20 protein-coding genes and 1 riboswitch are annotated in these 24,805 nt (G+C 70.5%); of the genes, 13 read left to right on the plus strand and 7 right to left on the minus strand.

All coding sequences use genetic code 11. The annotated features are described in order from the left end of the window. Positions 1-121 precede the first annotated feature (121 nt). The 8 genes from HNR07_RS04015 (at position 122) to HNR07_RS04045 (ending at position 11,882) form a co-directional block, all read left to right on the plus strand. Positions 122-877 (plus strand): CDP-alcohol phosphatidyltransferase family protein, encoded by a 756-nt coding sequence (locus tag HNR07_RS04015; RefSeq protein ID WP_184371418.1) that lies wholly within the window; start codon positions 122-124, stop codon positions 875-877. Positions 878-1,107: 230 nt separating this feature from the next. Next, positions 1,108-3,612, plus strand: a complete 2,505-nt coding sequence (locus HNR07_RS04020; RefSeq protein ID WP_184371421.1) for a mannose-1-phosphate guanyltransferase — start codon at positions 1,108-1,110, stop codon at positions 3,610-3,612. Positions 3,613-4,227: 615 nt separating this feature from the next. Then, complete coding sequence (locus HNR07_RS04025; protein ID WP_184362085.1) at positions 4,228-4,770, plus strand: FHA domain-containing protein; 543 nt, start codon at positions 4,228-4,230, stop codon at positions 4,768-4,770. Positions 4,771-4,940: 170 nt separating this feature from the next. Next, positions 4,941-5,414 (plus strand): bifunctional nuclease family protein, encoded by a 474-nt coding sequence (locus HNR07_RS04030; RefSeq protein ID WP_017583139.1) that lies wholly within the window; start codon positions 4,941-4,943, stop codon positions 5,412-5,414. A 498-nt stretch (positions 5,415-5,912) separates the two neighbouring features. Next, positions 5,913-6,413 carry a MerR family transcriptional regulator gene (locus tag HNR07_RS04035; RefSeq protein WP_184362087.1) on the plus strand — a complete coding sequence of 167 codons (501 nt, stop codon included), beginning with the start codon at positions 5,913-5,915 and terminating at the stop codon, positions 6,411-6,413. 446 nt (positions 6,414-6,859) lie between these two features. Then, entirely contained in the window at positions 6,860-6,994 is a 135-nt protein-coding gene (locus HNR07_RS35430) for a hypothetical protein (protein WP_281386363.1), read from the plus strand. Positions 6,995-7,262: 268 nt separating this feature from the next. Beyond that, a riboswitch (glycine riboswitch) is annotated at positions 7,263-7,353 on the plus strand. A gap of 97 nt (positions 7,354-7,450) precedes the next feature. Further along, positions 7,451-10,348 carry an aminomethyl-transferring glycine dehydrogenase gene (gene gcvP / locus HNR07_RS04040; protein ID WP_184362089.1) on the plus strand — a complete coding sequence of 966 codons (2,898 nt, stop codon included), beginning with the start codon at positions 7,451-7,453 and terminating at the stop codon, positions 10,346-10,348. A 280-nt stretch (positions 10,349-10,628) separates the two neighbouring features. Beyond that, positions 10,629-11,882, plus strand: coding sequence for a tetratricopeptide repeat protein (locus HNR07_RS04045; RefSeq protein WP_184362091.1), 1,254 nt, complete (start codon positions 10,629-10,631; stop codon positions 11,880-11,882). A 29-nt stretch (positions 11,883-11,911) separates the two neighbouring features. On the opposite strand, the gene HNR07_RS04050 is transcribed toward HNR07_RS04045, so the two are convergent. The 4 genes from HNR07_RS04050 to HNR07_RS04065 all read right to left on the minus strand — a co-directional run bounded on the left by HNR07_RS04050 (position 11,912) and on the right by HNR07_RS04065 (position 15,651). Then, positions 11,912-12,100, minus strand: coding sequence for a DUF5999 family protein (locus HNR07_RS04050; protein ID WP_184362093.1), 189 nt, complete (start codon positions 12,098-12,100; stop codon positions 11,912-11,914). A 203-nt stretch (positions 12,101-12,303) separates the two neighbouring features. Further along, a complete protein-coding gene (locus HNR07_RS04055; protein WP_246420072.1) occupies positions 12,304-13,731 on the minus strand; it encodes a threonine/serine exporter family protein in 1,428 nt (475 codons plus the stop codon). A gap of 206 nt (positions 13,732-13,937) precedes the next feature. After that, complete coding sequence (locus tag HNR07_RS04060) at positions 13,938-14,705, minus strand: response regulator (RefSeq protein ID WP_184362095.1); 768 nt, start codon at positions 14,703-14,705, stop codon at positions 13,938-13,940. 130 nt (positions 14,706-14,835) lie between these two features. After that, the gene (locus HNR07_RS04065; RefSeq protein WP_184362098.1) at positions 14,836-15,651 is read right to left on the minus strand and encodes a RecB family exonuclease; all 816 of its coding nucleotides are present in this window, start codon (positions 15,649-15,651) and stop codon (positions 14,836-14,838) included. A 79-nt stretch (positions 15,652-15,730) separates the two neighbouring features. Here HNR07_RS04065 and HNR07_RS04070 point away from each other — a divergent pair, with 79 nt between their 5' ends. Then, positions 15,731-16,933 (plus strand): site-2 protease family protein, encoded by a 1,203-nt coding sequence (locus HNR07_RS04070; protein ID WP_184362101.1) that lies wholly within the window; start codon positions 15,731-15,733, stop codon positions 16,931-16,933. A 59-nt stretch (positions 16,934-16,992) separates the two neighbouring features. Here HNR07_RS04070 and HNR07_RS04075 read toward each other — a convergent pair whose 3' ends face one another. Next, the gene (locus HNR07_RS04075) at positions 16,993-17,466 is read right to left on the minus strand and encodes a hypothetical protein (protein WP_184362104.1); all 474 of its coding nucleotides are present in this window, start codon (positions 17,464-17,466) and stop codon (positions 16,993-16,995) included. Between the two features lie 32 nt (positions 17,467-17,498). Next, positions 17,499-18,779, minus strand: a complete 1,281-nt coding sequence (locus HNR07_RS04080) for a helix-turn-helix domain-containing protein (protein ID WP_184371427.1) — start codon at positions 18,777-18,779, stop codon at positions 17,499-17,501. Positions 18,780-19,001: 222 nt separating this feature from the next. Here HNR07_RS04080 and HNR07_RS36035 point away from each other — a divergent pair, with 222 nt between their 5' ends. Beyond that, positions 19,002-19,460, plus strand: coding sequence for a hypothetical protein (locus HNR07_RS36035; protein WP_376769901.1), 459 nt, complete (start codon positions 19,002-19,004; stop codon positions 19,458-19,460). Between the two features lie 261 nt (positions 19,461-19,721). On the opposite strand, the gene ppgK is transcribed toward HNR07_RS36035, so the two are convergent. Beyond that, positions 19,722-20,495, minus strand: coding sequence for a polyphosphate--glucose phosphotransferase (gene ppgK / locus HNR07_RS04090; protein WP_184362107.1), 774 nt, complete (start codon positions 20,493-20,495; stop codon positions 19,722-19,724). Positions 20,496-20,700: 205 nt separating this feature from the next. Here ppgK and HNR07_RS04095 point away from each other — a divergent pair, with 205 nt between their 5' ends. From HNR07_RS04095 to HNR07_RS04105, 3 genes are all read left to right on the plus strand, one after another. Further along, the gene (locus tag HNR07_RS04095; RefSeq protein ID WP_184362110.1) at positions 20,701-21,690 is read left to right on the plus strand and encodes a tRNA (adenine-N1)-methyltransferase; all 990 of its coding nucleotides are present in this window, start codon (positions 20,701-20,703) and stop codon (positions 21,688-21,690) included. Positions 21,691-22,051: 361 nt separating this feature from the next. Next, positions 22,052-23,821: a proteasome ATPase gene (gene arc / locus HNR07_RS04100; protein WP_184362113.1), complete on the plus strand. Its 1,770-nt coding sequence runs from the start codon at positions 22,052-22,054 to the stop codon at positions 23,819-23,821. A 601-nt stretch (positions 23,822-24,422) separates the two neighbouring features. Further along, positions 24,423-24,755: a hypothetical protein gene (locus HNR07_RS04105; protein ID WP_184362116.1), complete on the plus strand. Its 333-nt coding sequence runs from the start codon at positions 24,423-24,425 to the stop codon at positions 24,753-24,755. Positions 24,756-24,805: the final 50 nt, after the last annotated feature.

Genomic DNA, 24,805 nt, shown 5'->3' on the forward strand with positions numbered 1-24,805 from the left:
CCTCCGCCGGGCATCCTGGGCCCGGTGGAGCGCGAGGTGGCGGGAAACGACGGTCCCGCCGGTTATCGTTGGCGCCATGGGGCGATCCGCGGAAGAAGGCAGACACGAGGCGGGGGGCAGCGTGGCCAGCCCGGTGGTCAGTGACCGCATCTGGACGGTTCCCAACCTGTTGAGCATGCTCCGGTTGTTGGGCGTGCCGTTGTTCCTCTGGCTCATCCTGGGCCCGCAGGAGGACTGGTGGGCGCTGCTCGTGCTCGCCCTGGCCGGGCTCAGCGACTGGTTGGACGGCAAGATCGCCCGGGCCTGGGACCAGGCCACCAAACTGGGGCAGATCCTCGACCCGCTCGCCGACCGCCTCTACATCTTCGCGGCCCTGCTCGGCCTGGTCGTGCGCGGCATCGTCCCGTGGTGGCTGATGGCCCTCCTGGTCCTGCGCGACGTCCTCATCCTGGGCGCGCTGCCGCTGCTGCGCCACTTCGGTTACGGGCCGCTGCCGGTCAACTTCGCGGGCAAGGCCGCCACGCTCTGCCTTCTGTACGCGTTCCCGCTCCTGTTCATCGCGGGCTACGCGTCGATCGTCGGAGATGTGGCCAGGATTATGGGTTGGGCCTTCGCCCTGTGGGGAACGGCTCTGTACTGGTGGGCCGGACTGCTCTACGCCGTACAGGGACTGCGCCTGATAGGCCAGACCCGCCGCGACGAACGCGCTGATCACGCGGGTATCCACGCGGGTGCCCGGGACAGCGACCCCGCACGCGGCCACGGCGTGGACCGATCGGATCCGATCGCACCGGCGACCGCGGACGGTCGTCCCGGCGCGGCACCCGAAGGCCCGGACGGACCGGGCCTGCCGGATCAGGGCAGGACCGGGCCCTGATCCACTGAACGAACCGGCGGACCGGCTCACCAGAGTCCTGTCGGATCGAAAGGGAGTGTCATCTCCGCCATGAGAACATGTCCCATCGCGCGCGAGGCCGCGCGCTCCGAGTACCTACCCCCCGTCGCGCCCCTTGGCCGCGTTGACCGCACCGCCGTTCGGGGGTCCCTGCGATGAGTACGACCGATTCCGCGTCCGGCGCCGCACCCGACGCCACTGCGATCCCCCCGATGAAGGCCGTGGTGATGGCGGGCGGCGAGGGCACGCGCCTGCGCCCCATGACCGCCAACCAGCCCAAACCGCTCCTGCCGGTGGTCAACAAGCCCATCATGGAGCACGTGCTGCTCCTGCTGCGCAAGCACGGGTTCACCGAGACCGTGGTCACCGTGCAGTTCCTGGCCACGCTCATCCGCAACTACTTCGGCGACGGCGAGGAGCTCGGCATGAAGCTCCACTACGTCGCCGAGGAGGTCCCGCTCGGTACGGCGGGCAGCGTCAAGAACGCCGAGGAGCACCTGCGCGGGGAGCCGTTCATCGTCATCTCCGGCGACGCGCTCACCGACATCGACCTCACCGACATGGTCCGCTTCCACAAGGAGCGCGGCGCCAAGGTGACCATCGCCCTCAAGCGGGTCCCCAACCCGCTGGAGTTCGGCATCATCATCGTGGACGAGCAGGGGCGCATCCAGCGCTTCCTGGAGAAGCCCACCTGGGGCCAGGTCTTCTCCGACACCGTCAACACCGGCATCTACATCATGGAGCCGGAGGTCCTCGAACGGGTGGCCGCGGGCGAGGTGGTCGACTGGTCCGGCGACGTCTTCCCTGAACTCCTGGAGGAGGGCGAGCCCCTCTACGGGTACGTCGCCGACGGCTACTGGGAGGACGTGGGCACCCACGAGAGCTACCTCAGCGCGCAGGCCGACGTGCTCTCGGGCAAGGTCGACGTGGAGATCGACGGCTTCGAGGTGTCCCCGGGGGTGTGGGTCGGCGAGGGCGCGGAGGTCGACACCAGCGCCGTCCTCAAGGGCCCCCTCTACATCGGCGACTACGCCAAGGTCGAGGCCGGGGCCGAGCTGCGCGAGTTCACGGTGGTCGGCAGCAACGCCGTGGTACGGGCGGATGCCTTCGCCCACCGCACGGTGCTGCACGACAACGTGTTCATCGGCCGCAACGCCAACCTGCGCGGCTGTGTGATCGGCAAGAACACGGACGTCATGGCGGCCGCCCGGATCGAGGAGGGCGCGGTCGTCGGCGAGGACTGCGTCATCGAGTCCGAGGCCTACGTCAACAACGACGTGAAGGTCTACCCGTTCAAGACCATCGAGGCCGGGGCGGTGGTCAACACCAACGTGGTCTGGGAGTCGCGCGGGCAGCGTTCGCTGTTCGGTCCCCGGGGCGTGTCCGGCCTGATCAACGTCGAGATCACGCCCGAGCTCGCGGTCCGGCTGGCCAACGCCTACGCCACCACGCTCAAGAAGGGCGCGATGGTCACGACCTCCCGTGACGTCTCGCGGGCGGCGCGCACGCTCAAGCGGGCGATCATCAGCGCGCTGACGGCCGCGGCCATGGACGTCCGGGACCTGGAGGTCGTGCCGCTGCCGGTGGCGCGCTTCCACACCTCGCAGAGCGGGATGAGCGGCGGCATCATGGTGCGCACCAGCCCCGGCGACCCCGAGTCCGTGGACATCCTGTTCCTGGACGGCCAGGGCGCCGACCTCTCCCCGGGGGCGCAGCGCAAACTCGACCGGGTCTTCTCCCGGGCCGAGTACCGGCGCGCCTTCCCCGGCGAGATCGGTGAGCTGACCTTCCCCTCCCGCAACGTGGAGAACTACTCCCACGAGCTCCTGAGGGCCGTGGACACCTCCGGGGTGGCCGAGGCCGAGCTGAAGGTCGTGGTGGACTGCGCGGGCGGTACGGGCTCGCTGATCCTGCCCTCACTCCTGGGGCGGATCGGCGTGGACGTGCTCACGGTCAACAACCGGCTGGACGAGGCCTCGCCCACCGACACCGTGGCCAAGAAGATGCGGGACCTGGAGCGGCTGGGCGAGCTGGTGGCGGGCTCCGGGGCCGACTTCGGGGTGCGCTTCGACCCGGTGGCCGAACGGTTGGCCATCGTGGACGAGAACGGCGAGCTGGTGGACGGCGACCGAGCGCTCCTGGTGGTACTGGACCTGGTCGCCGCCGAACGCCGCGGCGGGCGGGTGGCGCTTCCGGTCACCACGACCCGGGTGGCCGAGACGGTGGCCCGCTCCTACGGGGTCGAGGTGCTCTGGACCGCCACCGCCACCGACGAGCTGACCAAGGCGGTTCGCTCGGAGGGCGAGGAGATCATCTTCGCCGGTGACGGCCGGGGCGGGTTCGTCCTCCCCGAGTTCAGTCCCACCAGTGACGGCATCGCCGCCTTCGTGCGGCTGCTGGGGCTGGTGGCGCGGACCCGGCGCTCGATCGGCCAGATCGACCGTGCGATCCCCCAGGCGCACCTGCTACGGCGTTCGGTGCCCACCCCGTGGGCGGTCAAGGGAAGCGTCATGCGCGCGGTCGTGGAGTCCGCGGGCGAGCGCGAACTGGACACCACGGACGGGGTCCGGGTGATCGAGCCGGACGGAAGCTGGGCCCTGGTCCTGCCGGACACGGCCGAAGCGGTCACCCATCTTTGGGCCGAAGGTCCTGATTCGGACAGCGCGCAGCGCCTGCTCGACGAGTGGGCGGCCGTGGTGGAACGGGCCGAGGGCTAACGAAGGTGCCGGGCGGGTGCGGGCGGTGGGGCCGTCCGCACCCGCCCGACGCGTGCAGGGAGGTTTCTGTCCTGGTCTCCCGTTCCGGAAAAATCAGCTGTAAAGTGAACAAAAGACCAGGTCAGGGCATGGTTTGGGGGTGTGTGAAAATCTATTCGGGAATCCGGAGAACCAAACGCCCGGACCGGGCATCTGTTCCAGAACAGGTGTTGGTTTCCCACGAGGCCTGTCCGAGGCCGAGGCGGCGCCCCAGGTGTCGACGCGGCCCAACCCCACAGTGCGGGCGCCCCCAGGGTGCTCGCGGCGGGCCGAGGGGGAGCAAAACCCTGTCTGGACAGGGATATGGTTTAAAGTCGAGTGTTCCCTGAAGCACCGTGTCACCACCCGCCCCGGGAATCCCGGCAACGGCGGACACCCAACGGGGGGTGACAAGTTGTACAACATGGGGGATGAGACCTAGCGACCGACCGTGTGGGCCGTACCGCTGCCGCGACAGCGGGCCGTCCCGCCGTGTCCCGGAAGACGGGTGGGCCCGGTGCCCGCCGATCGGCCGGGACGCGCCACCGATCAGCCGAATCAAGCACCGCCCCGTGCGGTAGGAGGCCGAGCCGACCTATGTCGAGCGTTTACTGCACGCAGTGCGGTCACGCCGTTGCGGATGATGCCCGTTTCTGCTCCCACTGTGGGACCCCCGTCCGCAGGGCCGAACCCCAGAGTCCCCAGCCCAGCGCTGGTGGCGACGCCGGGGGAGATGTCACTTCCACCATCTCCATCTCCGGTATACAGGCCCTCGAGGAGGAGGAGCCGGGTGACGAGCTCGGCGGCGACGACCCCGCCAGCGCCGACGCCCTTCCCCCCGGAACCGCTTTGCTGGTGGTTCGACGAGGCCCCAACGCCGGGAGCCGTTTCCTGTTGGACAGCGACGTGACCACCGCGGGTCGCCACCCCAACAGCGACATCTTCCTCGACGACGTCACCGTGTCCCGCCGCCACGTGGAGTTCTTCCGCCGCGGCAACGGTTTCGGCGTCCGCGACGTCGGCAGCCTCAACGGAACCTACGTCAACCGGGAACCGGTGGACGAGGCCGAACTGGGCGGGGGGGACGAGATCCAGATCGGCAAGTTCCGGATGGTCCTGCTGACCAAACCGCGCCGATGACGGTGCGCTGACCACGGTCGACGGGGGTGGGAGGGCCGAAGAGGTTTGCGGCCCCCCGCCTCCGGAGAGCTTTGTAACGAAGGGTGCCGATTTCGCCCTCGGGTCCTGGTCCGACGGGGGAGCAGGGACGAGCGCCCATCCGGCATGACGACTCGTGGGACGGAGCCGCTGTGAAGCACATGGAAGTCGTCGGCGTCCGGGTTGAGATGCCCTCGAACCAACCGATTGTCCTGCTCAAGGAATCCGAGGGTGACCGCTACCTGCCGATCTGGATCGGCGGGGTGGAGGCCACCGCCATCGCGCTCGCCCAGCAGGGCGTGGCGCCCGCGCGCCCGCTCACGCACGACCTGTTCCGTGACGTGCTGGACGCACTGGACACGGGGCTCGAGACGGTGAACATCACCGGCCTGAGCGACGGCATCTTCTACGCCGAGCTGGTCTTCAGCAACGGGGTGGAGGTCAGCGCGCGCCCCTCGGACTCGATCGCCCTGGCGTTACGGACGGGGACCCCGATCTACGCCCACGAGGACGTGATCGAGGAGGCCGGGATGCCGATCCCGGACGAGCAGGAGGACCAGGTCGAGGCGTTCCGGGAGTTCCTGGACAACATCTCGCCCGAGGACTTCGGCCGACGCAGCACGTGACATGACGGGGCCCGCGCACCGCGGGCCCCGCCTTGTGTCTCCCGGGGAGCCTGTGTCCTGTAGGGATAAGGAATTCTTGACCGGAATGAGTGGTTCGGGCGGATTCGGGGTGCGCCCCGAAGAACACGGCCGTGACCTGCGGCTTTGTCAGTTGTGTGAGTGGTAGATTAGGCGAAGGGAATGGTCGTGGAGTGCGCAGCCGAAAACCGCCGGGCGCGTTCGCGCGCCGCCGGCTCCGGTGCCGCGGCGGCGTCGCCGTACGCACTTGGCGACGCGCCGAGCGGCTTCGTTGACGCTGCCTTGCGGCCGTCCTACGGTCAGTGCTGTGAACCCCACGGCGCGCCCATTCCCTGAGTGGACCTTCCCCTGTCGATGCCGTCGTGGGCCGAGAAGCCGGAGGTCGGCGTGGCGGTAGCGAGCGGCAAACGGGATCCCCATGACAGGCGGTCCGCGCTGCGGCTAGCGGGGCAGCAGGGCCTACTGTGCGAAGAGGACGTGATGGCGCTGCCTACGGACGTCGGGTATCGGGGCCCAGCGGCGTGTACGGCCGCGGGGATCACCTATCGACAGCTCGACTACTGGGCCAGGACCGGCCTGGTGGAGCCGAGTGTGCGCACTGGAGCCCACAACGCCCCTCTGTACAGCCTCCCGGACATCCTGATGCTCAAGGTGGCCAAGAGGCTCCTGGACACCGGGATCTCGCTGCAGCAGATCCGGACCGCGGTCGACCACCTGCGCGGGCGCCCCGCCGCCGAGCTCTCCCGCATCACCCTGATGAGTGACGGCGTCAGCGTCTACGAGTGCACCTCCCCCGACGAGGTCGTCGACCTCATGCAGCGCGGGCAGGGCATGTTCGGCCTGGCCCTGGCCAACGTCTCCCGTGAGCTGGAGGAGGCCCTGGGGGTGGTGCCCGCCGAGGAGCGGGCCGACCTTCCGGCGGCGGCTCCCCAGCCCGTGGACGAGCTGGCCCAGCGCCGCAGGGAGCGGCGTACCGGCTGACCCCGGTTCCGTCTGCTTGGGCGCGGGCGGACATGGGCGAGTTTGGTGCGTATCCGGTGGGCCGCTGACGATCCTGGTGCGTAGTCTTGGGGCGAGTGGTGAAAGCGCTCACTCCTAGAGACGTATGCGGGCGCCGTATGTGCTCCGCTCACACAAGAAGGCCCATCCCCTTGAATCCGCCGCTCGCCTCCGGCCTCAAACGTTTCAGAACCCTGCCTGCTTGGGTGCGGGCTGCCCTTATCGTCCTCGTTGCCCTCTTGGCGCTGCTCGCCATCCGCGCTGTGGTCTCCGAAGTCCAGTTTCGTATCGCGTTGGCTGAGGCCAGAGATAGGCACCCGGTGCCGACGCGAGCGGCCGAAACCTGGTGGAACGGGGCCACGGAGCCGGAAAGGGTGAATCGGTGTGCTGAGGTCTCCCACAGTGCGGAGTTGGCTCAGAGAGGGCAATTGGACGAGGAAGCCCTGACCGCCCGCTTCTTGGCCCGTGATCTGGGTATGACGGGCGCCCTGGAAGGAGAGGCGGACCGTTACCGGGAGATGTCCGTGCTCGTCCTGTACTGCGGTCGCAAGGGCTTGCTCTAGCTCACTGGCCGTCTCGAGGACGCTCGGGCTCACTACTCGCTTGTCCGGTCGAGCCAGAACAGTGGTGGTCTGCGTTCTCTCGCCGCACGTGTCTGTGAGGGCGGTCACTCGTTCGGGTGGTGGCCAGCCACGACGTCCGTGCGATCCGCCGAAAAGGTGTGCCCTGGCTCCGTGGCTCGGGGCCGATCGAGTACGGTCGTAGTCGCAACGGGGATGAAAACCGACATCAACCCTGCTTGTACACATATACAGAGCGTCAGCAGGCTGCTGATACCGCGCGGGAGAGACCTCGGCAACGGGGCGCCGACGGGGCAATACTCCCCAGTAACCTCTCAGGCACCATGGACCGCGCGGAGTAGGCCGCTCTGAAGCCTGGGCACCGCCGTGCCCGGTGACAGAGGGGGAGACCGTGAGGAACACCGCCGACCCGATCGGCCCTGTCACCAGGAGGTCTCCGTGCCTGACCCGTCGAATGTCCCCACCTCGGGCGCGCCCGCCAGGGTGTTCGCCGACCGCCACATCGGCCCCACGCCCGCCGAGACCGCGGAGATGCTCAAGACGGTCGGCTACGGCTCCACCGCCGAGCTCATGACCGCGGCGGTGCCCGAGTCCATCCTCAGCGCCCCCGGGCAGAGCGCCGCGCTCAACCTGCCCGAGGCCATCGGTGAGGCCGAGGCCCTGGCCGAGCTGCGCGACCTCGCCTCGCGCAACAAGCTCAACACCTCGATGATCGGCCGCGGCTACTACGGCACGCTCACGCCCCCGGTCATCCTGCGCAACATCATGGAGAGCCCGGCCTGGTACACGGCCTACACGCCCTACCAGCCGGAGATCTCCCAGGGCCGACTCGAGGCCCTCATCAACTTCCAGACCATGGTCTCCGACCTCACCGGCCTGCCCATCACCGGCGCCTCCCTGCTGGACGAGGCCACCGCCGCCGCCGAGGCCATGACCCTGGCCCGCCGGTCGACCAAGGTCAAGAGCGACGTGTTCGTGGTCGACTCCGACGTCTTCCCGCAGACCCTCCAGGTCCTGCGTACCCGCGCCGAACCCCTGGGCATCGAGGTGGTCGTCGCCGACCTCACCCAGGGCCTGCCCGAGGGCGACTTCTACGGCGTCCTGGTCCAGTACCCCGCCTCCAGCGGCGTGGTGCGCGACCCCAGCGCCGTCATCGCCCAGGCGCACGAGCGCGGCGCCCTGGCCGTGGTCGCCGCCGACATCCTCGCCCTGACCCTGCTGCGCAGCCCCGGTGAGCTGGGCGCCGACATCGCGGTGGGCTCCACCCAGCGCTTCGGTGTCCCGCTCGGTTTCGGCGGCCCGCACGCCGGCTACATGTCCGTGGGCGAGAAGCTTCGCCGCCAGCTGCCCGGCCGCCTGGTCGGGGTCTCGGTGGACAACGCGGGCAAGCCCGCCTACCGCCTGGCCCTGCAGACCCGCGAGCAGCACATCCGCCGGGAGAAGGCCACCAGCAACATCTGTACCGCCCAGGTGCTGCTCGCCGTCATGGCCGGGATGTACGGCGTCTACCACGGACCCGACGGCCTGCGCGCGATCGCCCGCCAGGTGCACACCCGCACCGTCGCCCTGGCCGACACGCTCACCCGGCGCGGCTTCGAGGTGCTCCACAGCGAGTACTTCGACACCCTGCGCGTGCGCGTGCCCAACGCCGACCGCGTGGTCGAGCGGGCCCTGGAGGCCGGCATCAACCTGCTCGGCGTCGACCAGACCACGGTCGGCCTGAGCGTGGACGAGACCACCACCGTCGCCGACCTCGACAAGGTCCTGGCGGCCTTCGGCGAGGCCGACCGCGGCGCCGAGCGCGGCCCGGTCTCCGTGGACGAGGACGCCGACCGTCTTCCCGCGGACCTGGCTCGGGGCGTCGACTACCTCACCCACCCGGTATTCAACACCCACCGCAGCGAGACCTCGCTGCTGCGCTACATGCGCCGCCTGTCCGACCGCGACCTCGCGCTGGACCGCACGATGATCCCGCTGGGCTCGTGCACCATGAAGCTCAACGCGACCGCCGAGATGGAGGCCGTCACCTGGCCGGAGTTCGCGGGCCTGCACCCGCTGGCCCCGCTCGACCAGGCGGCCGGCAGCGTCTCGCTCATCCGCGACCTGGAGAAGTGGCTGGCCGAGGTCACCGGCTACGACGCGGTCTCCCTGCAGCCCAACGCCGGTTCGCAGGGTGAGCTCGCCGGTCTGCTGGCGATCCGCGGCTACCACCGCTCGCGCGGTGAGGCCCACCGCGACATCTGCCTCATCCCCAGCTCCGCGCACGGCACCAACGCCGCCAGCGCGGTCATGGCGGGGATGCGGGTGGCCGTGGTGGCCTGCGACGAGGACGGCAACGTCGACCTCGCCGACCTGCGTGCCAAGACCGACAAGCACCGCGAGGACCTGGCGGCCATCATGGTCACCTACCCCTCCACCGCGGGCGTGTACGAGGACACCATCACCGAGGTCTGCCGCCTGGTCCACGAGGCGGGCGGTCAGGTCTACGTCGACGGCGCCAACCTGAACGCGCTGGTCGGCTGGGCCAAGCCGGGCGAGTTCGGCGCGGACGTGAGCCACCTGAACCTGCACAAGACCTTCTGCATCCCGCACGGCGGCGGCGGCCCGGGCGTGGGCCCGGTCGCGGTCCGCTCGCACCTGGCGGGCTTCCTGCCCAACCACCCGGGCCAGCCCGAGGCGGGCCCGCACACCGGGGTCGGCCCGGTCTCTGCCGCGCCGTTCGGCTCCGCGGGGATCCTGCCGATCTCCTGGGCGTACGTGCGGATGATGGGCGGCGACGGCCTGCGCTCGGCCACCGAGACCGCGGTGCTCTCGGCCAACTACGTGGCCAAGCGCCTGGAGCCGTACTACCCGGTGCTCTACACCGGTGCGGGCGGCCTGGTCGCGCACGAGTGCATCATCGACGTCCGTCCGCTGCAGAAGACCAGCGGGATCAGCAACGAGGACATCGCCAAGCGCCTGATGGACTACGGCTTCCACGCGCCGACCATGTCCTTCCCGGTCAACGGTACGCTGATGGTCGAGCCGACCGAGAGCGAGAACCTCGCCGAGCTGGAGCGGTTCATCGAGGCGATGATCGCCATCCGCGGTGAGATCGACCGCGTGACCGAGGGCGAGTGGGACGCGGAGGACAACCCGCTGCGCGGCGCCCCGCACACCGCCGAGGCGGTCACCGCCGACGAGTGGAAGCACGGCTACACGCGTTCGGAGGCGGCCTACCCGCTGTCGGCGCTGCGCCAGGACAAGTACTGGCCGCCGGTCGGCCGGATCGACCAGGCCTACGGTGACCGCAACCTGGTCTGCTCCTGCCCGCCGCCCGAGGCCTTCGAGCTCTAAGGAGGCCCTGGGCGGGTCATAGGTGAGAGGGCGCCGTCCCGCAGGGGGCGGCGCCCTTCCCTTGGGTCATAGTGAATCTACGCTGTAAAGACGGTGCTGGAGTAGGCCGCTGGCGGATCGGGAAGAACCACGGAAGCCGACACCCGCACCGCGGGCCCCCGGCACCCGGGGGAGGGCGCGTTAGAGTTGCACCGCCGCGGATCCCCACCGGCCGCGGTCAAGCCGCACGGTCCGCGCTCCCCGCCGACCGGACCCGACACCCCCATGGAAAGCGGAACGAATGACCACGACGTCCGGACCCTCCGCGCGCTCTGGCCCCGCCGACCCCACGCCCCAGGCCACCGATCCCGACGACGCAGGGGACACCGAGGTGCCCGTCGCCGGGGAGGCGGACGACCTGTGCGCACAGGCCCAGGACCTGGCCGAGAACGGCCACCTCAAGCGGGCCGCCAAGCTCTACCAGCAGGCGGTCGCGGCCAACCCCCGGCCCGCGGTACAGGCCAGGGCGCTGCTCGGGCTGGCCGTGGTGCAGGACCAGCGCGGGGACCTGGCCGCCGCCCGGGAGGCCGCGCGCCGCGCCCTGGCCACCGGAGACGCCCGCTACGCCCCGCGCGCCGCCTACCACCTGGCGCTCTCCCTGGAACAGGAGGGCGCGCACGGCGAGGCCGCGCGGGTCTGGCACCGGCTGCTGGATCTGGGCGGTCCCGCCTACACCGCGGTGGCCCGCTACGGACTGGCCCGCGAGGCGGAGCTGCGCGGTGAGCCGGAGGAGGCCGAGGAGCACTGGGAGGCCGTGCTCGAGCTGCCGTCCGCCGACCAGCCGATCAGCCGCCTGCACGCCACCACGGTCGTGGAGGCCGCCCGCGACCTCGCCGGCCGCCTGCTGGAGCGGGGGCGGCCCGACGCCGCCGCCGTGGCGGTCGAACGCGGGCTGAGCGTGGGGGACGACCCCGGTCTGCGGCTGCTGCGCGCCGCCACCCACCTGGAGCGGGCCATCGCGGACGTGGGTGCCGTCGCCGACCAGTCCGCCAACGAAGAAGCGCAGGGCACGCACCCGGAGCCGCGCACCTCGGGTGCGGCGGTGGAGCTGCTCGCCGGGCTGCTGGCACTGCGCGGCGAACCGGAATCGGCCGAACAGGTCTGGCGGGCGGGTCTGGACAGCCGCGACCGGGACACGGCCGAGGCGGTACGCGAACGGCTGCGGCGCTCCTTCGCCCAGCCCCCGGAGGAGGGCGGGGAGGAGCCCCCCGAGCCCTGGTGGGACGTCTACCTGGAGGAGGCCGTGGCCACATCCAGCGCGCCCGCACTCGCCGGGGAGCTGTTCGCGGTCATCACCCAGATGCACGCCCTGCTGGCGGTCCCGGTGGTGGAGGGCGAGGCCCGCCCGGCCGCGTTGCGTGCCGCCATGGAGGAGGCGCTGCGCACTCCGAGCGAGCTGGTGTGGGGCGGTGCCGTACACGCCGACTTCCGGCGCCGGCTCAGCGCCGCGATGGGCGAGGACGTGCTGCCCGAGAACTGGCCCGACGGCCGCTGAGACGTCTCAGGCAGCACTGTCCACGCTGCTCAAGCAGCGGCCTTGGGACGGTGCGGGGCGACAACAGCCCCGTCGGGGAGGAGCTCGCCGGTGTCCTCGAAAAGGACGACGCCGTTGCAGAGCAGGCTCCACCCCTGTTCGGGATGGCTGGACAGGACACGCGCGGCCTCGCGGTCGGTGTCCTCGAAGGACGGGCAGGATGGTGAATGGCTACACATGACAGAGCCTTTCGTTGGAGTGCTCCTCGTTGAGCTGAGGTCAACAATAGTGTCTGACATCACATGGTGTTGTCGGTTTGGGCGACAACAACACGACCTTCTTGTTGTTCGCTCGTACTAACTGAGACCCACGTCACTGCCCACTGGTTCTGCTGGATCCGCTCCGTTCCTGACCGGGTCCGGCCAGGAACGGGCCCGCCAGATCAGTAACCGCCGCGGGTACGCCGTGCCGCCGGACGGCTGCGCATCCCCGCCCCGGCCAGACCGCCGCGCTGGAAGGCCCGGATGAGCTCGCCGCCGAGGTTGACCCCCGCGCCCAGCGCCAACGCCACCATGACCGCCTCGGCGATGCTGAGCAGCCCAGAGACCGCCGTTCCCTGGGTGATCTCGATCAGCCCCCGGTACAGGATGCTGCCGGGCAGCAGCGGCGCGATGGAGGGGATCAGGTAGGGCAGTACCGGCCGCCGGGTCCGCCGGGCCAGCCAGTGCCCGACCACGCCCACGGCCACCGCGCCCACGACCGTGCCCACCACCGGCGGAACCTCCAGCAGCAAGCGCAGTCCCGCGTAGATCAGCCAGATCATCACGCCCATCGCGCCGATCGTGGGCAGCATGCGAGGCGGCACCGCCAGCGAGATGGCGAAGGCCATGGCGATCCCGGCCGCGCCGACCAGCACCGGAACCTCCAGGGAGGTCCCGGCCGAGGGCAGGTTCTCCAGGTCCAGGTCCACCCCCAGACGCGTGGCGGTGTAGGCCACGGTGACCACACCGCTCACGATCGCGCCCAGGATGAAGAAGGTCTCCAGCAGCCGGGCGGCCGCCGAGACGTAACTGCCGCTGATGCCGTCCTGGATGCTGGACACCAGCGGACGGCCCGGCAGCAGCGCCATGATGTTGCCGGTGATGATCGCGCCCGCCTGCAGGCCTAGGTCCATCTCGGTGCTCACCCACAGCAGGCCCACCCCGATCGAGGCGGCCACGACCGCGGCCGCCGCCATCTGGTAGAACTCCGCGACCCCGCGGTTGGCCAGGAACACCGAGGTACGGTCGCCCAGCACCGTGGCGAGGAAGGCCACGGTCGCCACGATCGGGCCGCCGCCCACCATCAGGCTGGCGCTGGAGGCGATCAGGCCGAAGCCCACCGCGATCATCCAGTTCGGGTAGGGCATGCGCGCCCGGCGGATCTGCTCCAGGCGGGCGTTGGCGTCCTCCAGCTCCAGCAGCCCCAGCGCCGCCTGTTGGACCAGGGTGTGCAGCTCGTTGACGCGGAAGTAGTCCAGGGTGCGGCGGCGCACCACCCGCTCACCGGTGACCGGCGGGCTGTCCCCGCCCGGGTGGGTGGACAGGGAGATGGTGGTGAAGGTGACCGACACCTCCGAGCGGGGCAGGTCGAAGGCGACGGACAGGCTCAGCATGGCCTCGCTGACGGCCTCGGTGCCCTCACCGCTGGCCAGCATCAGCTCGCCCACGCGCAGGACCAGGTTGATCGCCCGCGCGTCCGGGAGCTTGACGTCCTCGTCCTCCAGCTCGTCCGGGATCAGCTCGCGTTCGTGCTCGGCCCGCCAGTCGCGCATCCGACTGAGCATGAACTCCTCGCTCGGCGGCCCCGAACGCTCCCGCTTGCTTGGCATCGCTGTACTCCGTTTCCTCCCCGTCGCCCGCACCCATGATGGCCGACGCACTGCCTCGCCAACCCCAAGGGGGACGCCGCGCCCCCCTGCCGGGTTCGCCCCCCGGGCGCGGTGGCACCGGTGAGTTCGGTCACCGGGTCATCCTGCCAAGGCGCGCGGTCGGCCGAGGGCGGCGACGCGCCGTTTCCAGGGGCTCCACGGAGCCCTCAGACCGAGGGGCCCGAAGCCTCACCGTGCTGCTTGCCGCTGGTTCCCTCACCCGTCTCGTCGGCCTGTCCTGGGAGGACCAGACCGGTCTCGTAGGCGTGCACGACCGCCTGGACGCGGTCGCGCAGGTCCAGCTTGGTGAGGATGCTGCCCACGTGGGACTTGACGGTGGTCTCGCCCAGCACCAGGTGCGCGGCGATCTCCCCGTTGGACCAGCCCCGGGCGACCAGCCTCAGCACCTCGCGTTCGCGCGGGGTGAGGGTGTCCTCGGGCGGATCGGGTACGGCGTCGGGCAGCGGCAGCAGGGTCGCGAACCTGTTCAGCAGACGGTTCAGGACGGCGGGGGAGACCACGGAGGAGCCCTCGGCGATCACCTGCACCGCGGAGAGGAGTTCGGCGGGCGGGGTGTCCTTGAGCAGGAAACCCGAGGCGCCCGCGCGCAGCGCCCCGACCACGTACTCGTCCAGGTCGAAGGTGGTCAGGGCCAGGACCCGCACCCCGTGGCCGAGCGGGCGGGCCCATTCGACGATCTCGCGGGTGGCCTCGATCCCGTCCATACCGGCCATGCGGATGTCCATGAGGACGACGTCGGGTAGCAGGCCGCGGGCCGCGCGCACGGCCTCGCGGCCGTCGGAGGCCTCGCCCACCACCGACACGTCCGGCGCGGACTCCAGGATCATGCGGAACCCCGCGCGGACGAGGGGTTGGTCGTCGACGAGCAGGACTGAGACGGGGGTTGAGGCGGGCACGGGCCGATTCTCCCGCATTCCCGGAGTGCCTCGTCCGGCTGAGGCGCCCGACCTGGGGCGCTCGTCACGGGTGCCCGTCATGACCCGGTCGCCACCCGCGTTCACTCCACCTGCTCGTCACCCCTGCTCGTTACATGGGGGGACCTCGTTACATGGGGGGACGCTCGGTGGGCAGCGGCGGCGGGGTCCCGCCGAACTCCGGGCACAGCGCCTGGTGCTCGCACCAGCCGCACAGCTTGCTGCGCTTGGGCTCCCACTTCCCGGCGCGCCCGGCCGCCTCGATCCGCGCCCAGATGTCGCCGATCTCGGCCTCGGCGGCGGCGAGCTCCTCCTCGGTGGGGTCGTACCAGCGCACCGATCCGTCGCCCAGGTAGACGAGCTGGAGCCGGGCGGGCACCACGCCCAGGTCGCGCCAGATCATCACCGCGTAGAAGAAGATCTGGAACTTGGCCTTGTCCTCGAACCTGGGGTGCGGTGACTTCCCGGTCTTGTAGTCGACCACCCGGATCTGTCCGCCCGGCGCCACGTCCAGCCGGTCCACGTAGCCGCGCAGCCGCAGGCCGGTGGGCAGGGAGACCTCCAGCCGCATCTCGCGCTCGCGGGGCTCCAAGAGCTCGGGGTTCTCCAGGTCGAAGTAGCGCTTGACCAGGGTGCGGGCCGACTCCAGCCAGTCGGCCAGCCCCTCCTCGCCGGGGAAGAGCTGTTCGGCCACCTCGGGCTTCCTGGTACGGATCCTCTCCCACTGCGGGTCGACCAGGCTCAGCGCGGTGCGGGGCGTGCGGGTGTCGGCGGGCAGCTCGTAGAGCCGCTCCAGGCAGGCGTGCACGAGGGTGCCGCGCAGTGCGGCGGCGCTGGGCGCCTCGGGCAGGCGGTCGATGGTGCGGAACCGGAAGAGCAGCGGGCACTGGAGGAAGTCGGAGGCCCGGGAAGGCGACAGAGCGGTCGGCAGCGGCGCGGTGGTCATGCTCCGAGCCTATGCCCGAGCCGATGAGGGGCGTCGACCCTGGAGGAGACCATCCAGGTGGGGGACCTAGTGTGGACCTGTGAGCAGAGGCAGTGACCGCACCGGACCCCCGACCGACGACCGCGCGAGGAAGAAGCGGCCGGGGTTACTCCTGGGCCGCCCGTTCGGGGTGCCGGTCTACGTCACCTCCTCGTGGTGGATCGTCGCCATCTTGATCACGCTGGTCTACGGTGGCATCGTCCAGTCCAGGCTCGCGCTGGGGCCCTCCGCCTACCTGCTGGCCTTCGTCTTCGCGATCCTGCTCTACGCCTCCGTGCTCGTGCACGAACTGGCGCACTCGGTGGTGGCCCGCTGGTACGGGCTGCCGGTGCGCCGCATCGTTCTCTACGTGCTGGGCGGGGTCTCCGAGATCGACCGGGAGGCGCCCACCCCGGGCCGTGAGTTCTGGATCGCCTTCTCCGGTCCGCTGCTGTCCCTGGTGCTTGCGGCCGCCACGTTCGCGCTGACCGCCTTCGCCGACCCCTTCAGCGTCACCGGTGAACTGCTCTTCCAACTGTGGGTCGCCAACCTGCTCGTGGGCGTGTTCAACCTGCTGCCGGGGCTGCCGTTGGACGGTGGCCGCCTGCTGGGCGCCGGGGTGTGGAAGCTGACCGGACGCAGACACACCGGCAGTGTGGTCGCGGCCTGGGGCGGCAGGGTGCTCGCCCTGGTCGTGGTGGCCCTGCCGTTCCTGTTCGCCTGGAGCGCGGGGAGCACTCCGGGGCCGTGGGCGGTCGTGTGGGGGGTCGTGCTGGCGGGGTTCATGTGGATGAGCGCCAGCGAGGCGCTGCGCAACGCCCGCATCCGGGCCCGGGTGCCGGGGCTGCGGGCGCGCGCCCTGGCCAGGTCGGCCGTGACCGTCCCGGCGGACCTGCCGCTGGCCCAGGCCGACCGCCGCGCCGAAGAAGCGGGCGCGGCGGCCGTGGTGGTCACCGACAGCGGGGGCACGCCGATCTCGGTGCTGCACCCCGCCGCCGCGGAGGCGATCACCGGCGCGCGCCGCGACTGGGTCCCGGTCGCGGACGTGTCCCGGGCGCTGACCGGGCACTCGACGGTCGCCGCGGACCTGGAGGGGGAGGAGCTCCTGCAAGAGCTCACCAGGTCACCGCTGCCGGAGTATCTTGTGCTGGAGGCCGACGGCACCCTGCTGGGCGTGCTGCGGGCCGTGGACGTCAACGCGGCGATGGCCGGCCGCACGGTGGAGGGCGCGGGGGACGTGGCCGGTGAGGAGGGGCGCGGCTGAGCCGCACCCGGGGCGGGCCGGAGCCCGGGGCGTGGCCGGACCCGGACCCGGACCCGGCCTCAGCGCTTGGCGCCCTCGGGCCACAGGACGGTGACGGGGCGGTTCAGCGCGCGGGCGTAGGCGACCACGTCGGCGGTGCCGCCGGGGCCGCGCGCGGGCTCACCGTCCCAGACCGCGACCAGGTGGTCGCACTGCTCGACGAGCAGGCGCCCTGCGGCCATGTGGGCACGGGGCGCGGACTCGCGATGGGGTAATTCGTGGACCAGGACCGCTTGCTCCAGGAGGTGGTCGTACACCGGGTGGTGCTCGGCGGGAAGGGCCTCCCGGTACCCGGCCGCCGGGATGATCGCCTCCAACGGGGCACCGGCGGCCACGACCGCCTCGGCGAAGACGGCGTCGGCTCCGTCCGCCAGGCAGGACAGCCCTACCATCTCGCATCCGTACGGTTCCAGTTGTGCCTTGACCAGACCGGCGACGGCGCCGATCACGTCAGGGTCCAGATTGCGGTGTCCGGTGATTCCGATCCGAATCACGCGACCTCCCTGCTGCTCGCTTCGCCAGCTTTCTACCCACTCACGGGAAGGCCGGTAACAAGGGACGAAAGTCTGTTGTCGAGGTCCTCGACGCAGTGTGCCCGTGGGCCCCGGTAGCGCTTTCGGAAGGAGCGCACCCGGCCCACCACGCGCTCGGAGTCGAAGCGCACCCCGGTGGTGAGCGCCTCCTGCGCGAGCCGGAAGGCCTCGTCGATGTCCCCGGCCTCGGCGTGGGTCGAGGCCAGCTCCACCTTGAGCAGGGCCGACTGCTTGACGTTGCGGGGCGAGGGGGCCACGGCCTCGGCGAAGGCGGCGCGGGCCTCGTGCGGGCTGCGCAGCCGGACCCCCACCAGCGCGCGGTATCCGGCGACCTTGGCCTCGTCGAAGGCGAACACCCACGGCCAGGGCGGTTCGGCGTTGTCCGGGCGGGCGATCTCGCGTTCGGCGTGCCGGATGGCCCGGGCCGCGGCCACGCGGTCGCCGATCCCCGCGTGGGCCAGCGCCCCGATGCAGGCCAGCCAGGCGCGGGCGGTGGGGTGGGCCGAGGGGCCCAGGACGTGCTCGGCCTCCTTCACCAGGCCCAGGCCCAGCTCCGGGTCCTCGGCGACGTCGATCTCGAAGGCGGCCAGGGAGCCGAGCATGTAGACGTCCAGCAGGCGCATCCCGGCCTGCCGGGCGCGCACGACCGCGGTCCGGTAGTGCATGCGGGCCGACCCCATGTCGCCGAGGTCGGCGTTGAGCCAGGCGGCGAAGCCGGAGGCCTCACTGGCCGAGGCGCTGAGTTCGGTGTGGAAGGGTGTCCCGCGTGCGTTACCGAGCATCTGCTCGGCCAGCTGCACGTGCGCCACCGCGCTGGGCAGCAGGTGGCGGGCGGGGGAGTTGGCGTCCATACGGCGCTGCCCGCCGGTGATGGAGCGCAGCGCGGGGGCGGTGGTCTCGTCGACCCCGTGGTAGGCGCCGGCCTCTGCGGCCTGGCGCGACGCCGTGGCCATGAACGTGCCCGCGGCGACCGTCTTGCCGAAGTCGCGGAATCTCGTGGTCTTCACCCCCTGCCTGGTGGAAGCCGCCCCCGGTGCCGTGGCCGCCTCGGACACGGAGCCGCCGAAGCGGAGCAGGTGGAGCGGGACGTGCAGCCGTTGGGCGAGGTCCTGAACCTGGCTGACGGTGAGGGTCTGCTGGCCGTTGACGACCCGGGAGACCCAGCTCTGCGAGTAGGTCAGCGCTTGGGCCAGTTCGCTCTGGGACCAGCCGCGCGCCGTGCGCACGCCTTCGATGACCGTCGGCATGTCACAGGTGGCCAGGGCGGCGGCCATGCGCGGTCTGGTCCACAGGTCGTCGGGAAGATCACCGTCTGCTTGGGGCATGCAGCTTAGGTTAGGGATTCCAGGCGCTCTTGGTGGCTATGTGTGAAAAAGAAGGCGTGATGCGTGATCCGCATAGCCGTACCCGGGCCGTCTCCGAGTGCGGCACAGTGAAGGGGTCGGCAGGTCCCGGTCGTGCGTGTGCCGGGCCCGGGAAGCGCAGGGGGAGGCCACGTGACCGTTGAGACACCACCGGCGGGGAACCCGAGTCTGGCCGGTGGCGGGCACCCGGATCACGGCGCCGACTCGCCGGGCGTGTTCAGCGGGCCCACCCGCACCGAATTCGGTGCGCAGACCCCCCTTGAGCCCGGTGCGCGCGCCTGCGCCGAACCTCTGTACCCGGTCGACCTGGCCGTCCTGGCCCTTCGGGGCATGGCGGTGGAACTGCGGGCCCGCGGGGTGGAGGCCCGTGAGGACGGGGTGTCCGGTGTGGTCGACGCCGGACCGGCCGCCAGGCCCCAGAGCGCCCTGCTGCGCCCCCACCGGGGCGACCTGTGGTGGTGGATGCGCTGGCCCCGTCAGGACGGCGTCCCCTCGGCGCTGTCCGGGGTCCCGCTCTCACCGGTCACCCGGACCTCCGATGCGGCCCGGAGGATCGTGGGCGCCCTGTCCGCGTCGGCGGAGGGCGGCTGACGAAGGGCAGCTGACAGAGGCGTCCGGGTGCCGACCGCGCCCGGACCACAGGACGGGCTGTGCGCGCACAGTCCCGGGTGTCGGAACGGTGTCCGGGGTCGAACCCGCGGCCCAGTCTCCCTCTGTGCGGGTCCTGGACCCGTTCGACACCCGAAGCGGGCCGTCCCCGGCCGCTCCCCGAGGGGCACCCGGCTCCGCCGTGTCGAGGCGGGCGCCCCTCACCCCCGTTCCCTCCCACCGAGGGTCCGTCGCGGAGGACCCCTAGACCTCCGCGGCGGACTGGGCCTGCGCGGCGTACAGGGCCGCGCCGACGATGCCCGCGGTGTTGCGCAGCTCGGCGGGCACGATCGGGGTGCGGATGTCCAGGTGGGGCAGGAACTTGTCCGCCTTGCGGCTCACCCCGCCACCGACCACGATCAGGTCCGGCCACACCAGGTCCTCGATGGTCCGGTAGTAGCGCTGGAGCCGCCCCTTGGCCCAGTCGGGGTAGGAGAGCCCCTCCCGCTCCTTGGCGCCGGAGGAGGCGCGTGACTCGGCGTCGTGCCCGTCGATCTCCAGGTGGCCGAACTCGGTGTTGGGCACCAGTCGCCCGCCCACGACCAGGGCGGTGCCGATCCCGGTGCCCAGGGTGGTGAGCAGCACGGTGCCGTCCACCCCCTTGGCCGCCCCGTAGCGGGCCTCGGCCAGCGCGGCGGAGTCGGCGTCGTTGAGCACTCGCACCGGTCGGCCGAGCGCCTCGCCGAACAGGGCGTGGGCGTCGGTGTCCACCCAGCCCTTGTCGAGGTTGGCGGAGGTGCGCACCACCCCGCCCTGGACCACACCGGGGAAGGTGACGCCGAGCGGAGCCCCGGCGGTCTCGGGGAAGTGCTCGGCGATCTCGGCGACGATGCTGGCCACCGCGGTCGGGTCCGAGCGGTCTGGGGTGAGGATCTTCAGGCGGTCCCGGAGGAACTCGCCGGAGACCAGGTCGACCGGGGCGCCCTTGATTCCGCTGCCGCCGATGTCGATTCCCAGGCCCGTGGTCTGCTGTGACATGGGTCGTGTCTCCCGGAGTCCTCGTGGATTGGATGGGTGCGTTGAAGTTCCCCACGCCTGATACTGCCCAAGGGGACGGTTTTTCGCACGCCTTCGGCTCCGTTCCCGGCCGTACCGGCGGCGGCGGTGGTTCGTCCTGGTGCCCGGGGCCGATACGCTGGGCGATTGCCCCGACCAAACGCGACGTGGGAAGACGAGAGCGACGTTGACCGGTATCCATGGCCGCCGCGGCCCCTTCACCGACGGCGACACCGTGCAGTTGACCGACCCCAAGGGTCGCATGCACACCATCACACTGCGTGAGGGCGGAAGCTTCCACTCACACAAGGGCAAGGTCGATCACGACGACCTCATCGGCGAGCCCGACGGCAGTGTGGTGACCTCCAACACCGGCACGGCCTACGTGGCGCTGCGCCCCCTGCTCATCGACTACACGCTCTCCATGAAGCGTGGTGCGACCATCGTCTACCCCAAGGACGCGGCCCAGGTCATGGTCGAGGCCGACATCTTCCCGGGCGCCCGGGTGGTCGAGGCCGGCGCCGGCTCGGGCGCGATGTCCAACTGGCTGCTGCGCGCGGTCGGCGAACAGGGCATGGTCCACTCCTACGAGCGCCGCGAGGACTTCGCGAAGATCGCGCGTAAGAACGTGGAGAACTTCTACGGGGGTCCGCACCCCGCGTGGAAGCTCACCGTGGGAGACCTGGTCGAGGAGCTCGACGAGACCGACGTGGACCGGGTCTTCCTGGACATGCTCGCGCCCTGGGAGTGCCTGGACGCGGTCGCCGAGGCGCTGATCCCCGGCGGTCTGGTGTGCTGCTACGTCGCCACCACCACCCAGCTCTCCCGTGTGGTGGAGGAGCTGCGCGGTGACGACCGCTTCTACGAGCCGCGCTCCTGGGAGACCATGCTGCGCACCTGGCACGTGGAGGGTCTGGCGGTCCGCCCGGACCACCGCATGATCGGACACACCGGCTTCCTGGTGGTCGCGCGCCGTCTGGCCGATGGTGTGGCGGCCCCCGAGCGCCGTCGCCGTCCGGCCAAGGGCGCCTACGGCAAGGACTACGAGGCGGCCAAGGCCGCCGCCGACGCCGGGGCCAAGGCTGCCAAGCCCGCCGCGGTCACCGCGACGGAGAGCGGCGCCGAGGCCGGGGCCGTCGAGGCGCCCCAGGTCGAGTCGCCCGAGGGCGGCGAGTAGCCGACACCCTGCCGGGCGACACGCCCGGCGCGTGACAGCGAGGGTCCCTTTTCGGGCATGGTGTCCGGAACGGGGCCCTTTTTGCTTTCGTGTCCGCGGAACCCTCGCGGGGCGTGAAAGACGCCCGGGGCCGTTGGGAACGGCCGGCTGTGGCCGGCGATGAACACCGAAACACCGGGGCGGCACTTGCCCCAGAGCTGCCGCAGAGGTTACTTTCTCATTACGTCGGGTCATCCGCTGCCGCTGTGACCTGTGTCTTTGTCAGTCGAGCGAGCGATCCCCGCGAGACTTCCAAAGTCTGAGTGGTTAGGAATAGTGTGCGATAGGTAGGACCCCCAGTAGTCGTCCTTCTCAAAGGGAGGTGGCGGACGTGGCCGAGCGCGAAGACGAGCGTCAAAGCGACCGGGACCGTGAAGTCGCTGAACTCACGGCCCAGGTCTCCTACATGGAAAAGGAACTCAGCGTGGTTCGGCGTAAGCTCGCCGACTCGCCCCGACATGTACGCCTGCTGGAAGAGCGGTTGCGGGAGGCCCAGGCCAACCTCGCCGCCACGAACGGGCAGAACGAACGGCTCGTCTCCACACTGAAGGAGGCGCGCGAGCAGATCGTGGCACTCAAGGAGGAGGTCGACCGGCTCGCGCAGCCGCCGTCGGGCTTCGGTGTCTACCTTGGGTCCCGCGACGACGAGACCGTCGAGATCTTCACCAACGGCCGCAAGATGCGGGTCAACGTCAGTCCCTCCGTGGACATGGACGACCTGCGCCCCGGCCAGGAGGTCATGCTCAACGAGGCGTTCAACGTCGTCGAGGTGGAGTCGTTCGAGACCGTCGGCGAGGTCGTCATGCTCAAGGAGCTCCTTGAGGACGGCCTGCGGGCGTTGGTGATCTCGCACCACGACGACGAGAAGATCGTCCGGTTGGCCGAGCCGTTGCTGGACGAGCCGATCCGGCCGGGTGACTCCCTGCTGCTGGAACCGCGCTCCGGATACGTGTACGAGAGGATCCCCAAGTCCGAGGTCGAGGAACTCATCCTCGAAGAGGTCCCCGACATCTCCTACACCGACATCGGCGGCCTGTCCGGGCAGATCGAGATGATCCGCGACGCGGTCGAACTGCCCTTCCTCTACAAGGACTTGTTCCGGGAGCACAAGCTCACCCCGCCCAAGGGTGTGCTGCTCTACGGCCCGCCCGGCTGCGGTAAGACGCTCATCGCCAAGGCGGTCGCCAACTCGCTGGCCAAGCGGGTCGCCGAACGCACCGGAAAGGACGTCGGCAAGAGCTTCTTCCTCAACATCAAGGGCCCGGAGCTGCTCAACAAGTACGTGGGCGAGACCGAGCGGCACATCCGCCTGGTCTTCCAACGCGCTCGGGAGAAAGCCTCCGAGGGCACCCCGGTGATCGTGTTCTTCGACGAGATGGACTCGATCTTCCGGGTCCGCGGCTCGGGCGTGTCCTCCGACGTGGAGAACACCATCGTCCCGCAGATGCTCAGCGAGATCGACGGCGTGGAGGGCTTGGAGAACGTCATCGTCATCGGCGCCTCCAACCGTGAGGACATGATCGACCCGGCGATCCTGCGGCCCGGCCGCCTGGACGTCAAGATCAAGGTCGAGCGGCCCGACGCCGAGGGCGCCCGTGACATCTTCGGCAAGTACATCACCGAGGACCTGCCGCTGCACGAGGAGGACCTGGCCGAGCACGACGGGTCCGCCCGGGCCACGGTGGACGCCATGATCCAGCGGGTCGTGGAGCGGATGTACACCGAGGGCGAGGAGAACCGCTTCCTGGAGGTCACCTACGCCAACGGTGACAAGGAGGTCCTGTACTTCAAGGACTTCAACTCCGGCGCGATGATCGAGAACATCGTCTCGCGGGCCAAGAAGATGGCCATCAAGGACTTCATCGACCAGCAGTCCAAGGGTCTGCGGGTGTCCCACCTGCTCCAGGCCTGCGTCGACGAGTTCAGCGAGAACGAGGACCTGCCCAACACCACCAACCCGGACGACTGGGCACGGATCTCGGGCAAGAAGGGCGAGCGCATCGTCTACATCCGGACCCTGGTGACCGGCAAGAAGGGCGCCGACTCCGGCCGTTCCATCGACACCGTCGCCAACACCGGCCAGTACCTGTAGCAGTCCGTAGCACTCTCACCGAAGCGGGGCCCGCGTTCACCTGTGGGCCCCGCTTTCGTGTGCCCGGTGGTCCGGGGAGCCCGCTTCCGCGGCTGCCCATTGCGGCCGGATCGCCTTGTGTCCGGAGGCGGCGGTACCGGAGCCCGGCTAGTCTCAGAACGGTAACGAAGAATTGGAAAGGCCTGTGCGATAGGGGACTCGGACGGATACTCAGAGGCCGGGGCCGCCCCGGCCTCCCTACCGAGAGGAGCGCCGATGGACGCTCTGTTCCAGCACGACCCCTCGATCATGGTCGCCCTGTTCGCACTGTTCATCCTCGGCGCGGTCCTTGTGGCGCTGAGTGTGGCGAAAGAGGTCCGCGGCTGGAAGGTCAGCGTCCTCGCGCACAGTTCGGTGTGGACGAGGCTCTCCGCGGGTGCACTGGGATGTCTGCTTCTCGGGGGTGGGGTTCTGCTCGCCCTGAACACCAGCGGGGATCGATCGGGTGACGGTGCGGGTGCCGTCGCACCCTCGGACCGGCCTTCGGAGCCGACCCAACCCCCTGGCCCCACCGTCGCCGAGGCCGACCTGGGCACTCCGGAGCAGGTGGACTTCACCTTCGGTGCCGGTCCCGGCCTCAGCGACCGGTGTCGGGACACTGGACGAGCCCGGGACCCCGATCGCCGAGAACGCTTCGTTCGGACTGTGCGCCGGCGGCAACGAGATCGACGTGCACCGGGGCTACGGGCTGTACCTGTGGGAGGAAGCGCATCCCCCCGCGCCCATGGAGTGCGTCGACCAGATCACCCGGCACGGCGTGCAGGTGACCCCGGTGGCCGTGGGCTCCACGCTGTGCGTCACCACGCGGGAGAACCGGGTGGCGGTACTGACGGTGGAGTCCATGGGCAACGGGATCAGGGTCTCCGGGGACAGTTGGGGTCCGCTGGTCTACTGAGCGGGGCTGAATACCCTTCGACCGGAGGGGTGAAACGTGCCGTTGATTCC

The organism is Nocardiopsis metallicus (assembly GCF_014201115.1).
GTDB lineage: Bacteria > Actinomycetota > Actinomycetes > Streptosporangiales > Streptosporangiaceae > Nocardiopsis > Nocardiopsis metallicus.